The organism is Aulosira sp. FACHB-615, from assembly GCF_014698045.1.
Taxonomy (GTDB): Bacteria; Cyanobacteriota; Cyanobacteriia; order Cyanobacteriales; family Nostocaceae; genus Nostoc_B.
On the sequence record NZ_JACJSE010000036.1, the window covers coordinates 43,653 to 56,971 of the forward strand.

Genomic DNA, 13,319 nt, shown 5'->3' on the forward strand with positions numbered 1-13,319 from the left:
AGATTGGGTTTAGGGGTGAAAGGGTTTTGGATAAATACACAAGCCACTTGGCTCAAGTTAAGATACTTTGTTGGGTTACGCGATCGCTACACCCAACCTTACTATTCTCTTAACTGAACCGTATTGCCTTATACCCAATTTCTACAGACAATCTTGATTAGCCTAAATTACATAATCAATTTAAGCTTTTTGAGCAGCTATCTTTTGTTTTTTTAAAGTTGCTGCACTTGTCATAGTCGCCAAGAAGATAGCCGCAAGAGTACTAGGTTCTGGAACTGATTGAGAAGTACCGACTTTGATTTGGAAGGCCAAGTTAGAACGACTAGGTGCTGCACCAACCCAGCTAAATGCTGTTTTACCAGTTAGTGTAAAGGGTGCAGAAAGACCAGTGAGATGGAGATAATCTAAGTCTTTTGTAGTATTTGTACTTGCCGATGCTAAACTGCCTAAAGCTGTACCATTAAGAACTAAATTAGTTAAAGAAACAGCGTTTTGAAGGTTGTTACCACTACCTTTATTAGCAAAGGTGCGGATAAAGATATCTGTGACAGCACCGCTAAATTCTTGAGTTATTAATTGGAAAGTTTGGGAAGTATCAAAAACTTTGTAAGTTACTTTACTACCTGTATATTCCAAACTAAAGTCCCAAACTTTACCATTACCCCAGACTAAATCTGCTTTAGCCACAGGTTGCCCTGGATTTACAGTTGCTCTCACATCTCGATTAATCCCTAATTCCCGCTCACCGTTGCCACCAAATCCATTGTTACCAATTCGAGCTTCTGCAACAAATAACTCCTTAAAATCTCCTTGGTCTAGGAGTAAATTAAAGTCCGTGTCATCAAAGCCTGGGTTAGCATCTTGTGATGTTAGAGGCGTAAGTGTAACCGCTTTTGCTGGGTTGGGTAATATCAATAATCCCGATATCATTAACCCTAAAGTTAACAATAATTGACTATTAGCTCGATATTTGGTTAAAAATGACATAAATTCTCCACAAATAGCTATTTTTAACAATTTAGTAGTCTGCACCCGATTAATTTGGTTCGATTTTTTACTCAGTAAATAAATATAGTCCACATCAATTTTTAGCTTTGCTATTTACTGAATATTTTGATAGGCAAAATCTTTTATATACCAGTAATAGAGCTAGGTGATGTTTTGTGTTTTTAGAGTAAAACAAAGTCACCTATACTGTCGATAACTATTGGCTGATTTTGATTGAAACTTTATATAAGATAAAATTTTAACTTTTTAGTTAAATATACGTACGTATACAATTTACAGCTTGATATAGCGTTTCTCGGTTGAGTGCAGTACAAGTAGATGGAGAAAAGAGGCTAGAGAAATGTACCTCACTGGAACGAGAACCGCTATATATGCCATCCGCGTTCATCCAGGAACTTCCAAAGCCAATCAATATTCCATAACTATGAGTAAGCCAGGGGAGAAAGAGCCTGCTTGCACTTTGTAAATTGAATCATTCAATTTCTGGAATTACCCAACTGACAGCTTGTAGCTAACAATTAAAGTTAGGACTTACGCACCAAGATTGTCTGTGGAGTTTGGGTATAGGGGTGAAAGGGTATCTGACTGGTGTAGGTTTTTTACGTTATGCCCCAAAAACCTTGATTTAGGGTGTAGGGGTGTAAGGGTGTGAAGGGGTGGAACTCTGATTAAATCGTGATTTTTAGTGTCGCTACTCATCACTCTGTTAAAAACCTACACTTGTGAGTGAAAGGGTATGGGGTGTAAGAGTTTTAGATATATACACCCTTAAACCCTTGATATTTCGTCTTACTGCGTAAGTCCTAATACCCACTCTTGGCGATGAACATGATTGGTTATGCTGGTATCTCTTGGACTCAGGAGTAGTTACCTAACGTCAAACTCAATTTCTTTCTGTCAAACAGAATACTATTTTATAAACTTTCCGGATACACATTCAGAAACTCAGTAGCAGTGAATATAAGAGTTCACAAGAAATATCTGCCATGCGTGTTACATTTTCGCTTTTAGTTTCTAGTGTGGTTCTCGGTTCTTTGGTATTTAACGGTTCAGACAGTTTAAATCGCTCATATATGCTAATTGGTGATACAGGAGGCAAAATGTTGTTATCAGCAAAACCAAAACCCAAGCCTAAATCAAATGAGCCAGAAAATCCGGCACCTCATCGTGGTAGTGGACGCAGAGATTTAATTGAGTCTCTAAATAATGCTTTTCCCGTTGGTTAGAGTTCTTTTAGGCTAAAAAAAGAATCTAATAGAAATAAAAGCATTTTCCAGAATTTCTGGCGTTCAGATCACATTTTATCCTCAAAGAAATTTAACATTTTCGTAGTATTTCTGCTGCTCGTTTCTTAAAAGCACCTATTCCTTCAATCAGATAATTTCTTGTTTTTTGAAAATTTTTTGAGATTTTAGATTTTAAAATCCAAGAAGTCTCATTGAGATATTTTGAACTTGGCATCTACCCGTTTCTAAGTACGATCGCATCATCTTCGTGCTGGGAGGGGTAACATAAGAAGAAACTAATATTGATGCTGTGTTATGGCAACCCAACTCAGTGCAGCTAAATCGCCTACTGACATGGTAATCTCTTGGGAAGCATTGCCCAATGATTATCAATTAGAGGATGAACCTGTGGAGAATACCAATCAGCCAATTTTGGCTGGTGCGTTGCGTGAAAGCCTAGAAATTAGCGGTTTTATTCAACCACAGATGTTGATAGCCTCGAATTTTGGTCTTTGTGCAACTGTCAATGGACAATTGATTTTAAAAGCACCTGATTGGGTTTATGTTCCAGCAGTAAATCAAATTTTAAGCGATCGCAAAAGTTATACTCCTAATTTAGAAGGTGAAGTACCTGCGATCGTGATGGAAATTCTCTCTGACACCGAAGGCGGTGAATATTCTGTTAAACGCACCTATCCGCCAGGAAGATGGTTTTTCTATGAACAGATTTTACAAGTTCCCATCTATGTGATTTTTGAACCAGATGGGGGTTTATTAGAATTTTACCAACTGAAAAATCAACGCTATGAGTTGCAGCTACCCGATGAAAATGGTCGTCATTGGGTAGAGTCGATGAATTTATTCTTAGGAACTTGGCAAGGTACTAAAGAAGCCCGGACTGGTTATTGGTTGCGCTGGTGGGATGCCAATGGTAATTTGTTACCTTGGGCTGTGGAACAAATTGAACAGGAACGCCAACGTGCTGAACAAGAACGCCAACGCGCTGAACAAGAACGTCAGCAAAAAGAAAGATTAATCGCTTATCTGGCATCTCAAGGCATTGACCCGAATAATTTACCTGCTTTGGAGTAGCTGTACTAACATCATATAAGCTGGGTAGACCCTAGAGCGGCGGTATTGGTGTAAGGTAATCATTTCTTGGTGGTCAAGATAGTTGAGAACATCATTAACATACCACCAAGCAAAATAGCGATCGCCAATCCGCCAGTTGCTAAATCCAGCACGTTAGTATCATCCATTTAAAAATCAACTCCCCGCTTGAGTTCTACGCCGTGATTAGCATAGTGCTTGTGACAATATACCTCAGAGTGGATACTGGCTAAATCAAAATAAGCGGGTTGTTGTTGGCAACGGCCAGTAATAATAACTTCTGTGTCACGGGGTTTGCGGAGTAAGGCTTGGACAATTGGTTCAACTGGGAGGAGTTCTAAATCAACTGTGGGGTTGAGTTCATCTAAGATGATCGTTTTATACAACCCAGATGCGATCGCAGTTTTGGCAATTTCCCAACCGCGTTCTGCTTCGACATAATCTAATTCTTGCCGGGAATTGCGCCACACGATCGCATCTCTGCCACAACGTTGATGATCTACCACTTCTGGGTATGATTGTTGCAAGGCAGCGATCGCTGCATCTTCGGTATAACCGCTACCACCTTTGAGCCATTGCATAATTAACACGCGAGTAGAACCGGGATGGTTAATTCCCCTACCAATAGCTTGTAAAGCTTTCCCCAAGGCGCTGGTTGATTTACCTTTCCCTGCACCAGTATAAATTTCAATCCCTTCAATTAATAGCTGTTGGGCGATGGGGTGATGTTGCGGCTTCATTTCCGAGTGTAAATCGGCAATTTCTAGCAATTTTTCGGGTGCGCCGCGTCCGGTAGCAATGATTTCTAATTCTTGGGGTTTGGATTTTAACGTGCGTACCACTTCATCTACAGGTAGCAAACCCAAATCGAGAACGGGGTTAAGTTCATCTAATACTACTACTGAATATAACCCAGAGGCGATCGCACCTTTGGCGACATCCCAACCCCGTGCTGCTTCTTGTCGGTCGTAGGGGATAATTTCTTCAGCACTAAAAAATTCGGCTCTTCCCGTCCGTACCTGATCAATTAAATGAGGAAATCCACGCTGTAGGGCTGCGATCGCTCCATCCTCATCATAATCACGTTCTGGCCCTTTTAAAAAGCGCAGCAGTAAAACGCGATTGTAATTATTTTGAGTATTTATCCCTAAACCAATTGAGCGCAGTACGACCCCTAAAGCCGCTTGGGATTTGCCTTTACCCAAACCATCATAAACGTGAATTTGACCTGTGAGTCGCTCAGAACGTGCTTGTGCTGTGCGAATTCCAATGCCGTTCCTTGTCATCTCTCAAAAACCTGTAACGTGGCAGTCTCTAATCTTACCTAACCTCTTGCACTTCCAGATATAAAAATCTTGGTTGGGTACTTCCATACAAGAGTTAGCAGGATATATTAACAGGGTAAATAGGGGTATACTGGCACACCAAGATGGTAAATCCAGGGGAGTAGGGAATCGGGAGTCGGGAGTTGGGATACAGCATTGATGAAGGCTTGAAAACCCCACTCATGCTATCACCCTCAAAGGTGGTGCTTCCCACCGACGGGTTGTTGATTCCTTTCTCACTCTCTACTCCCGCCCCAACGGGACTTAGTGATTGACTATATCAGCCTGATTATCCCCATTTTGTCCTTACCCTTTCACTACAAACCTACCTGACTATGCTCAACGACATTTTTACCCTACCTAACCCGCCGCGACTGTTGCCGATTGGCGTGATGTTGTTTAATTTATTATTTTTCCTGGTGGCGATTCCGATTGAAGCTTATATTTTCCATTGGCGGTTAAAGTTTGACAAAAAAACGAGTATTTTTTATGCGATCGCCACTAATCTTTTTTCGGGAACTATTGGTTGGGTAATATTTTTTATCTTAGAACCGATGCTGCCCCCAGACTTTAAATCGGAATTAATTAACTATGTATTTTTTAATAATTTTCGCTCTCCCACTACCCAAGCCACGTTAATTTTTACGACTTCGATTATTTTCTTTGCTACTTTTTTAATGAAATTTGTCCTGTTACAGCTTTTGGTATTTACCTTAAGAGACGATGGTTGGAAAAAACCAGAAATTGCCGAAACATCCCAGCGCCGACAGTTACGCCGTGAGATTCCGGGAATCAAATTGCAAACTACTAATTTGGTGACTGCTACATTAATCGCCAATTCTCTTAGTTATACAGTGATTACGATCATTTTATTGATTCGCAATCGCTAAATACTGTTAGTTATTTGGACATATCTATAACGTTAGAGGTGAAAAAATGAATGTTTTGTTTAAAGATTTGTTTGGCATATTTAAAATTTTTGAAGATGTCTATGCCAGGGTCAAAAAAATCTTAGTTCCTACTCAAGCCTATGCTTGGCAGACATTTATTTATTTGAGTGTATTTTCAGGATTTTTATCTTATTTTGCCAATGGTTATATCAGAGATATCATTGCATTTTGTGGCTGGTTATTTTTAATTGCTGGCACAGCTTGGTATACCACTGATGATCCCATCAGAGTTCCTGGCACTTTTATGCCTGTGGGTGCATTGATTACAGGATTTTTAGTCAGTGTTTTTGCGTTTGGTAATCAGCAGGATGTAATTACGCCTAGAACCATTGTGCTTTGGCCGACGATATCTTCTTTAATTACAGCAATTCCCGAATTTTTTGAAGGCACAGATACAGATTCTAAAGCGCAAATTCCTAAGCCAGAAGTCAGGCAGAAAATTCTGATTTTAGTAGCCAGTTGTATGATTTTAAGTTGCTGGATACAATTTTACTTTGTCATGGATAAATGGTTACAAGAATATCCTAGTTTGCTGGCCGATAATTTTCAGCGCAGTACCTTTGTCAGAAGAACAGACATTAGCGAAAAAGTGCCAAAAAATGGCGTGATTATTTTAGATAAACTACAACCACTAGTAGAACAGCAAATTGATGAAAGACCTTGGTCACAGGTAGAAAAATGGCTACTAGATGCCAAATTACAAGTAGGCAATTTAGGTAATCGAGTTATTGATAAACAGCTAGGAAAGTATGAAGAAAAAGCTTTGTGGCGAGTTGAACCGCGTGTGACAAATACAAAATCAGGGGGATATGTTTTAGATTTGCTGAGTATTTGGCGTGGCCCTAGTTCTAGTCAAAAAGGATATTATCTGAAAAAATCTTGTCGGATTGATCCGGTAGCAACTTCAGGTAAAAAAGCTATTACAAGCACAAACCCAGAAGACAAAATTGCAGTCGGAGAAATAGAATGCGATCGCGTCAGTAAGTTTGTTGCAGGTTCTCCACCACCACAACAGTAGTTTTGTGGGAGTGGGGAATGGGGAGTAGGGAGTAGGAGAGGTAAGGGGGACAAGGGGGAAAATTAGAATCTTTAACTCAACACTCAGCACTCAGCACTCAGCACTCAACACTCAGCACTCAGCACTCAGCACTTTTAAGAACAGATGAGAACTTTTGTAATTGCGAAAAATGTATTTCAGGAAGTAGTACGCGATCGCATTTTATATGTGATTGGATTTTATACGTTAGTGCTGGCGATCGCGTGGCGAGTACTACCGGAATTTGCGGCGACTACTGAAAACAAGATGATCTTAGACTTTGGGATAGTGGCGATTAATGTCATTAGCTTAATTGTCGCCGTTTTTATCGGTACAGGACTGGTGAAAAAGGAAATTGATAAACGCACTATTTTAGTGTTAATTGCAAAACCAGTCAGCCGCAGTGAAATTATTGCTGGCAAATTTTTGGGTTTGTCAGCAGTTTTGGCTGTGTTAATCAGCACGATGACGGCCATTTATCTGGGATTTTTGCAAATAGAGAATATCCCTCATCCTACACTTAGTATTGTGATTGCCGCAGTTTTTCTGTTTTTACAGATATCTTTAATCAACGCTGTGGCGATTACACTGGGTGTTTTCACTAATGCTTTACTGGCGATAACGTTAACCTTTGCTGTGTATTTAATGGGGAATATTAGCCAAGATGTAGTTAAATTCGGGCGTTTGAGTCAAAACCCCACAATGGAACGCATCACCCAAGGGTTGTATCTGATTTTGCCAGATTTATCGCGCTTAGATTTAAAAAACGATGCGGTGTATGGAATGCAGGCTTTACCGAATGCAACTATATTAATTACCAATGCTGCTTATGGCGTACTTTATTGTATTATGCTGCTGGCGATCGCTAGTTTCGTCTTCTCTAAGCGGGAGTTTTAAATGTTAGTCACCATCAGAAATTGTTTGTAATTCTTAATTAATTCACGCGGTATTTCTAAAGTAAATCTAAAGAGAACCAAAGGTAATAAAAACGAACGCTAGGATGCTGATAATCTTTTTTAAAAATGACTGAAACCAGAATCTTTGCAAGTACATACCAACATAACTAAAAGTCTGAGGTAGGAAATAACAATGCTGGAAAGTCTGGGAAGAATTAACCATCCATTAGTCAGAAGCGTTGCCGCAGCAGCTACCGTTGGTTCAGTAGTTACTTTGTCTACTGCTATTATTATTGGGTTTGCCAATCCTAAAGATAAATCTGCCCATCAATTTGGTGTGTATTCTTCACTATTTGGCGCGGCGGCTGGGGCTGTATTTGGCTTGGTTTACACAGGTAAAGATAGTGAAGATAAATCCACTCCCGACATTTCCACAGCAGACAGCAATGTTTGGCAAGACTGGCGAAATTTTGTTGTGGTTCGCAAGGTAAAAGAAAGCGAAGAAATCACATCTTTTTATTTACAACCAGAGGATAAAGGTGAAATTCCCAACTTTCAACCAGGGCAATTTCTGACGATTAAACTTGATATTCCTGGACATAATAAGCCTGTAATTCGGACTTATTCACTGTCAGATTATTCTGAAACGAGTGAATATTATCGTCTTTCTATTAAACGCGAACTTGCACCCAATGGATTAGATGTCATGCCTGGTGTAGCATCTAATTTTATGCACGATCGCATTCAAGAAGGTGCAGTTATTCCCGCCAAACCACCAAACGGTAAATTTGTGCTGGATGTGCATAAATCTACCCCCGCAGTCTTGATTAGTAATGGTGTGGGAATTACACCGATGATCAGTATGGCGAAAGCTTGTACTCGACTGAATCCTCAGCGTCAGGTTTGGTTTATACATGGTGCAAGAGACGGACAATTCCATGCTTTTCATGATGAAATTATGGAAATTGCCCAACAAAATTCTAATTTAAATGTACATATTCGCTACAGTCGTCCTAGAACAGAAGATGCAGGTAAATATCAAAGTGTAGGATATGTTGATGCAGCTTTAGTGCAGGAATTATGTCAACAAGAAGCGGAATATTTTTTATGTGGTTCAACTCCATTTATTCAGTCTGTTACTGAAGGACTCAAAGCGGCTGGAGTACCTAATAATAAAGTTTTCTTTGAATCCTTCGGGAACCCGATAAAAACTGAGTCGCCAAAATCAACTCAGACTGCAACTCAAGGTGAGGAATTTGCAGAAATTGTCTTTGCTAAATCTGGTAAAACTTTAACATGGCAACCGAGCGATGGCACTATTTTAGAATTTGCCGAAGCTAATGATATTGATGCGCCTTTTAGTTGTCGGATAGGAGTTTGTGGTACTTGTATGTGTAAACTCCGCGAAGGGGAAGTGAGTTATCAAGAAGAACCAGGTGCAACTATTGATGAAGGTTCGGTGTTGATTTGTATTTCTCAACCCGGTAGTTCTAAATTGGTGTTGGATATTTAATTAAGGTTGATACCAGATTTAAACTCCATCTCTTTATAGCAGGACTTACGCACAAAGATTATCTGTGGAGATTGAGTGTAAGGATTTTGAATAAGTACACCCTATACCCCTGTACCCCTACACCCTCACCAAAACCCTTAATTTTTTGTTTTTATGCGTAAGTCCTATATGGGTGGAGTATTCACCAATTCTGCATTCTGTCTTTTGACTCCTTTTTATGTTCACAAATTAGGGCGATCGCCAACGAATTGATCGTAAAACTGATATTTTAGTTGGTATGCGTTATTTTCAATATTGATGCAGTAAAGTAAGGCATCTTCAGAGGTAATTAGTTTTTGTAAGTGAATTGCCAACTCTTGAGAGTGAGTGAGTCCACCTAGAAAGCTTTCTTTACCAATATCAGAGTTTCTGCTGTCATGGATCATGTGGAAATAATAAAATTCTGATCTAATTTTGTGGTTTGATTGTCCATTTGATAAACGTTCAGAAATTCTTTCCCACAAACAGGAATACTCAACTGAAACCAGTACCTCTGCCCAAAAACGCAGAAACGCTACAAGCCCCAGTTGAAAATGCTTTTTCTCTAGACAACCAACCATTAGTTTATAGCTTTCATCTCTGACCATTTTAGTATGAGGCGTTTCAGGCATGGTTAAAATCATTTCAGAGGTAGCGCCTAGATTCAGCAAATCTTGGAAAAGTAACTCTCGATGGGAAGGAAGTGGAATGCCTTTTGTATTACGAGGAAATTCTTCATTTAGAATGCCTCTAACAATTTTTTTAATCTGCTCATCGGTAAGAGCATCAATCACAAATTCGTAGATATTGACAATAGAAAGTGATAAAAAGCGGCGCTGGATGAGGATTTCTAGGAAATTCTGCCAAGAGATTGTATCAATTTGAATAAATAGTGGATGTGATTTAAATTCCTCAATCAATGAAATCTCAAAACTATTGATTTTTTCCATCATAATTTCTAGGTTGTAAATAGAATTTTGAGGTCATTTCTCCAATTTATATTGGGATCTGGATAAAATCGGCGAGCAACTTGCCACATCAATTCAAAATCGTTTTGTAAAGTATGCGTTATAAATTGATTAGAAGTATTCAGTTTCATTTCTAACTGAAATGTATTAACAGCAAGGGAACCATGTAGGAAAGGTGCAGCTAACATATAATCACCAGCCCGATAAATTGCCAGAGAAGGAAGTGTATCATAAAGCTTAATGTTGAGCAGTTGAGAATTATCGGAAATTCTGATGATTTTTTCTAGCATCTCCAAATTAGCAATTACATAATCACAAATATTGAGTTCATCATTAATACTAGTATTAGCATATTTTCTCAGAACATCTTCTCTCAGCTTGGCAGCATTGGAATAAGGCCAAGCAAGTAAGATTCTGATTCGGACATGATTTTTAACGCACTCAGTTAAATGCTCAAAATAATCATTTAAATTAGGAGCAAAAGTCTGAAGAATATCTACATATTTCTGCTCTGGATTATCTGAATAAATCAATTTCTCAAGTTCCTTGCCAAAGGTATCCCTAGGAAAATTTGGATATATATAATTCAAACCTATCTGAGAAAAAAAGATATCTTTGTTTTGATATTGAATATATTTTTCCGTCAGATACTTATGAAGTTGTGGAAGCTTATATCCTTTTCCATAAATTTGAAATTTTCTATAGATATTTTTGAGCCTTTGGGTAAAAGCTTCTTCTTCAATTAGCGAATAGGATTTAATGTAAGTGTCTAATAAATCTTTTTTTGTAGGACAGTGGCTTTCCCCTAAACACATTAACACTTCTATTTCCAGAGGTGTAAGTTCAGATTCTCTAGAATTGCATAGTGCTTCTAAAAAAGAATTCCAATTCATAAAATATTTGCCAATTAAAAAGCACAGAAAAACAAAATAATTTGCAATTACTCAGTCAGAGATATGTCATTAATCCATTCTACTTCCTAGCTGATGGGGTAACGAAAACCTCTGTAAATAAGATGCAGCAATAGTTTTAAGCCAGTATTCTATAAAAAGATAAACTTCATTTTCTGGCTTGATTGATTCTATTATCAATAAGCTTAGGGCAAAAGTCTTACTTTTCCATTTAACTTGGTTCTAAATTTAGTTGTATCTTTATGGCGGCTATTCTATAACCCTTGCTATATAAAGCTTTGAAACTAGATTTTCACCTCCGCCCAGACTTACTAGACATATACCAGAAAACAATAGACATGTACCAGAAGACAATAAGCAGGAAGAAAAGTCTTACTATTCCTGGCATTCAAATTTTTAAATTGCTCTAACATCTCTGACTACCGCTACATTACACCTCACTACACTTTCTCAATATTTACTCATCTCTAGATATGGACGATGATGTGCATACTTTTAATCAAGGTGACTACTCATGTTTAATGCTTTTGAAGCCGCCCTTTATCAAGGTTTACAAGATTTTAAATTACATGATCCAAGCCATGAATTTGGGTTTACTCGCCATCTAATGAAAAATCACGGTTGGACGCTAACCTATCCACAAAAAGCGATCGCAGTTAGAAAAAATTACTGGTCTTCAAGCAGAAACTCCACAAGCCACGAAACTTGCCAATTAAACAACATTTAGTAACGCACATCAGATAAAACTCAATAGGCTTTAGCCCAATTCAAGCATTTTTACTATTAACACAACAAATCTATGACTACTATTCCTTCCGATCCCTTATTTCCAAATCAATGGTATTTATATAACCAAGGTCAATCTGGTGGTACTCCTGGTATTGATCTCAATGTGGTTGATGTTTGGGATGACTACACAGGACGCGGTGTTACTGTTGGTATAATCGATGATGGATTTGATTATCTTCACCCCGATCTCAATGATAATTACGACACAAGCAGAGATTATGACTCGATTGACCAAGATTCTGATCCTTTTGGACTGAATCTGCCTTATTCGCAAGGTGGAGATTCCCACGGGACATCAGTAGCAGGTATCATTGCTGCTGAAAGAAACGGTATTGGTAGTGTGGGAGTTGCTTACAATGCACGCATTACTGGTATTAGAGCAATTCCTGGTTCGATAGTTACTGCGACTGATGCTCTGTGGCGTGCTGCGAGTTTTGATGTTGTCAATAATAGTTGGGGCTTCGGAACTAATTTTTTTCTTGATGATTTTTATCGCTTTCCACAAGCGGGACAGGCTATCCAAAATGCTGTTACTAATGGACGTAATGGATTAGGAACAGCGATCGTATTTGCCGCCGGAAATAGCCGTCAAGAAGGAGATAATACTAACTATCACAACTTTCAAAACTCCCGTCAGGTAATTACTGTAGCTGCACTTGACGATAATGGCTTTGTATCTTCTTACAGTACTCCTGGTGCTTCTATTCTTGTTTCTGCCTTTGGTAGTGATAGTTTTGGCAGTATCGTGACCACAGATCGTCAAGGCTCTGCTGGTTATAGTTCTACAGACTACACTGGCAGCTTTAACGGTACTTCTGCTGCTGCACCTCAAGTTTCTGGGGTAGTTGCGCTCATCCTAGAAGCCAATCGCAATTTAGGTTATCGGGATATCCAAGAAATTCTGGCCTATTCTGCTCGTCAAAACGATTTCTATAACCAAGGTGGGGATTACGTTTGGCAAATTAATGGCGCTAACAATTTGAATGGAGGAGGTTTACACGTCAGCCACGACTATGGATTCGGTTTAGTGGATGCTCATGCTGCTGTACGTTTGGCAGAAACTTGGCAAAAGCAGAGTGTATTTAGTAATGAGCAGTCTCTTTCTTACAGTTCTGGTAATTTAGGTTTGACGATTCCAGATAATGATGACATAGGCATTAGTAGCACCTTAACAGTCGCGGCTGGTTTAGAGATTGATTGGGTGGAAGTAGACTTGAATCTGACTCATCCTTATCGGGGTGATTTGGTTGTTGATCTGATTTCTCCAAGCGGTATTGTTAGTACTTTGGTTAACCGACCTGGTAATCAGGAGGACGATGGAGATAATATCGTATTTCGGCTTTCTAGTAGCCAACATTGGGGAGAAAGCAGTGCTGGTGAATGGACATTGAGAATCCGGGATTTAGGCCCTACAGATATTGGCATCCTTAATAGTTGGAATTTACGTTTATACGGAGATACAGATACTGCTAACGACACTTATTTTTACACCAATGAGTATGGTTTTTATGGCACGACTACACTGAGTGATAATACTGGTACAGATACAATTAATGCTGCGGCGATTAC

The 13,319-nt window shown here is 39.0% G+C and carries 12 protein-coding genes; 8 read left to right on the top strand and 4 right to left on the bottom strand.

The window, feature by feature from the left end:
* Positions 1-180 precede the first annotated feature (180 nt).
* A complete protein-coding gene (locus H6G77_RS30840) occupies positions 181-987 on the bottom strand; it encodes a choice-of-anchor W domain-containing protein (protein ID WP_190873580.1) in 807 nt (268 codons plus the stop codon).
* A 1,007-nt stretch (positions 988-1,994) separates the two neighbouring features.
* Between H6G77_RS30840 and patX the strand changes: the two genes are divergently transcribed.
* The gene (gene patX, locus H6G77_RS30845; protein WP_190595109.1) at positions 1,995-2,234 is read left to right on the top strand and encodes a heterocyst-inhibiting protein PatX; all 240 of its coding nucleotides are present in this window, start codon (positions 1,995-1,997) and stop codon (positions 2,232-2,234) included.
* A 315-nt stretch (positions 2,235-2,549) separates the two neighbouring features.
* The gene (locus tag H6G77_RS30850) at positions 2,550-3,326 is read left to right on the top strand and encodes a Uma2 family endonuclease (RefSeq protein ID WP_190873581.1); all 777 of its coding nucleotides are present in this window, start codon (positions 2,550-2,552) and stop codon (positions 3,324-3,326) included.
* Positions 3,327-3,493: 167 nt separating this feature from the next.
* On the opposite strand, the gene H6G77_RS30855 is transcribed toward H6G77_RS30850, so the two are convergent.
* Entirely contained in the window at positions 3,494-4,630 is a 1,137-nt protein-coding gene (locus H6G77_RS30855; RefSeq protein WP_190595107.1) for a cob(I)yrinic acid a,c-diamide adenosyltransferase, read from the bottom strand.
* A gap of 374 nt (positions 4,631-5,004) precedes the next feature.
* Here H6G77_RS30855 and fraC point away from each other — a divergent pair, with 374 nt between their 5' ends.
* The 4 genes from fraC to H6G77_RS30875 all read left to right on the top strand — a co-directional run bounded on the left by fraC (position 5,005) and on the right by H6G77_RS30875 (position 9,064).
* Positions 5,005-5,559: a filament integrity protein FraC gene (gene fraC / locus H6G77_RS30860; protein WP_190595106.1), complete on the top strand. Its 555-nt coding sequence runs from the start codon at positions 5,005-5,007 to the stop codon at positions 5,557-5,559.
* A 46-nt stretch (positions 5,560-5,605) separates the two neighbouring features.
* A complete protein-coding gene (fraD, locus tag H6G77_RS30865; protein WP_190873582.1) occupies positions 5,606-6,637 on the top strand; it encodes a septal junction protein FraD in 1,032 nt (343 codons plus the stop codon).
* A gap of 144 nt (positions 6,638-6,781) precedes the next feature.
* Positions 6,782-7,552 carry an ABC transporter permease gene (locus tag H6G77_RS30870; protein WP_190595104.1) on the top strand — a complete coding sequence of 257 codons (771 nt, stop codon included), beginning with the start codon at positions 6,782-6,784 and terminating at the stop codon, positions 7,550-7,552.
* Positions 7,553-7,744: 192 nt separating this feature from the next.
* On the top strand, positions 7,745-9,064 hold the full coding sequence (locus H6G77_RS30875) for a 2Fe-2S iron-sulfur cluster-binding protein (protein WP_190873583.1): 1,320 nt from the start codon (positions 7,745-7,747) through the stop codon (positions 9,062-9,064).
* Positions 9,065-9,285: 221 nt separating this feature from the next.
* On the opposite strand, the gene H6G77_RS30880 is transcribed toward H6G77_RS30875, so the two are convergent.
* Together H6G77_RS30880 and H6G77_RS30885 are read right to left on the bottom strand one after the other, a co-directional pair.
* Positions 9,286-10,035 carry a hypothetical protein gene (locus tag H6G77_RS30880; protein ID WP_190595102.1) on the bottom strand — a complete coding sequence of 250 codons (750 nt, stop codon included), beginning with the start codon at positions 10,033-10,035 and terminating at the stop codon, positions 9,286-9,288.
* Positions 10,036-10,040: 5 nt separating this feature from the next.
* A complete protein-coding gene (locus H6G77_RS30885) occupies positions 10,041-10,943 on the bottom strand; it encodes a hypothetical protein (RefSeq protein ID WP_190595101.1) in 903 nt (300 codons plus the stop codon).
* A 532-nt stretch (positions 10,944-11,475) separates the two neighbouring features.
* On the opposite strand from H6G77_RS30885, the gene H6G77_RS30890 reads away from it, so the two are divergent.
* Positions 11,476-11,688: a hypothetical protein gene (locus tag H6G77_RS30890; RefSeq protein ID WP_190873584.1), complete on the top strand. Its 213-nt coding sequence runs from the start codon at positions 11,476-11,478 to the stop codon at positions 11,686-11,688.
* 72 nt (positions 11,689-11,760) lie between these two features.
* The coding region (locus H6G77_RS30895) for a S8 family peptidase (protein ID WP_190873585.1) at positions 11,761-13,319 on the top strand (1,559 nt) is incomplete at its 3' end.

Bases quoted from the DNA above. Each gene is read 5' to 3' on its own strand.
- H6G77_RS30840 (WP_190873580.1), bottom strand. From the start codon at position 987: ATGTCATTTTTAACCAAATATCGAGCTAATAGTCAATTATTGTTAACT.
- patX (WP_190595109.1), top strand. From the start codon at position 1,995: ATGCGTGTTACATTTTCGCTTTTAGTTTCTAGTGTGGTTCTCGGTTCT.
- H6G77_RS30850 (WP_190873581.1), top strand. From the start codon at position 2,550: ATGGCAACCCAACTCAGTGCAGCTAAATCGCCTACTGACATGGTAATC.
- H6G77_RS30855 (WP_190595107.1), bottom strand. From the start codon at position 4,630: ATGACAAGGAACGGCATTGGAATTCGCACAGCACAAGCACGTTCTGAG.
- fraC (WP_190595106.1), top strand. From the start codon at position 5,005: ATGCTCAACGACATTTTTACCCTACCTAACCCGCCGCGACTGTTGCCG.
- fraD (WP_190873582.1), top strand. From the start codon at position 5,606: ATGAATGTTTTGTTTAAAGATTTGTTTGGCATATTTAAAATTTTTGAA.
- H6G77_RS30870 (WP_190595104.1), top strand. From the start codon at position 6,782: ATGAGAACTTTTGTAATTGCGAAAAATGTATTTCAGGAAGTAGTACGC.
- H6G77_RS30875 (WP_190873583.1), top strand. From the start codon at position 7,745: ATGCTGGAAAGTCTGGGAAGAATTAACCATCCATTAGTCAGAAGCGTT.
- H6G77_RS30880 (WP_190595102.1), bottom strand. From the start codon at position 10,035: ATGATGGAAAAAATCAATAGTTTTGAGATTTCATTGATTGAGGAATTT.
- H6G77_RS30885 (WP_190595101.1), bottom strand. From the start codon at position 10,943: ATGAATTGGAATTCTTTTTTAGAAGCACTATGCAATTCTAGAGAATCT.
- H6G77_RS30890 (WP_190873584.1), top strand. From the start codon at position 11,476: ATGTTTAATGCTTTTGAAGCCGCCCTTTATCAAGGTTTACAAGATTTT.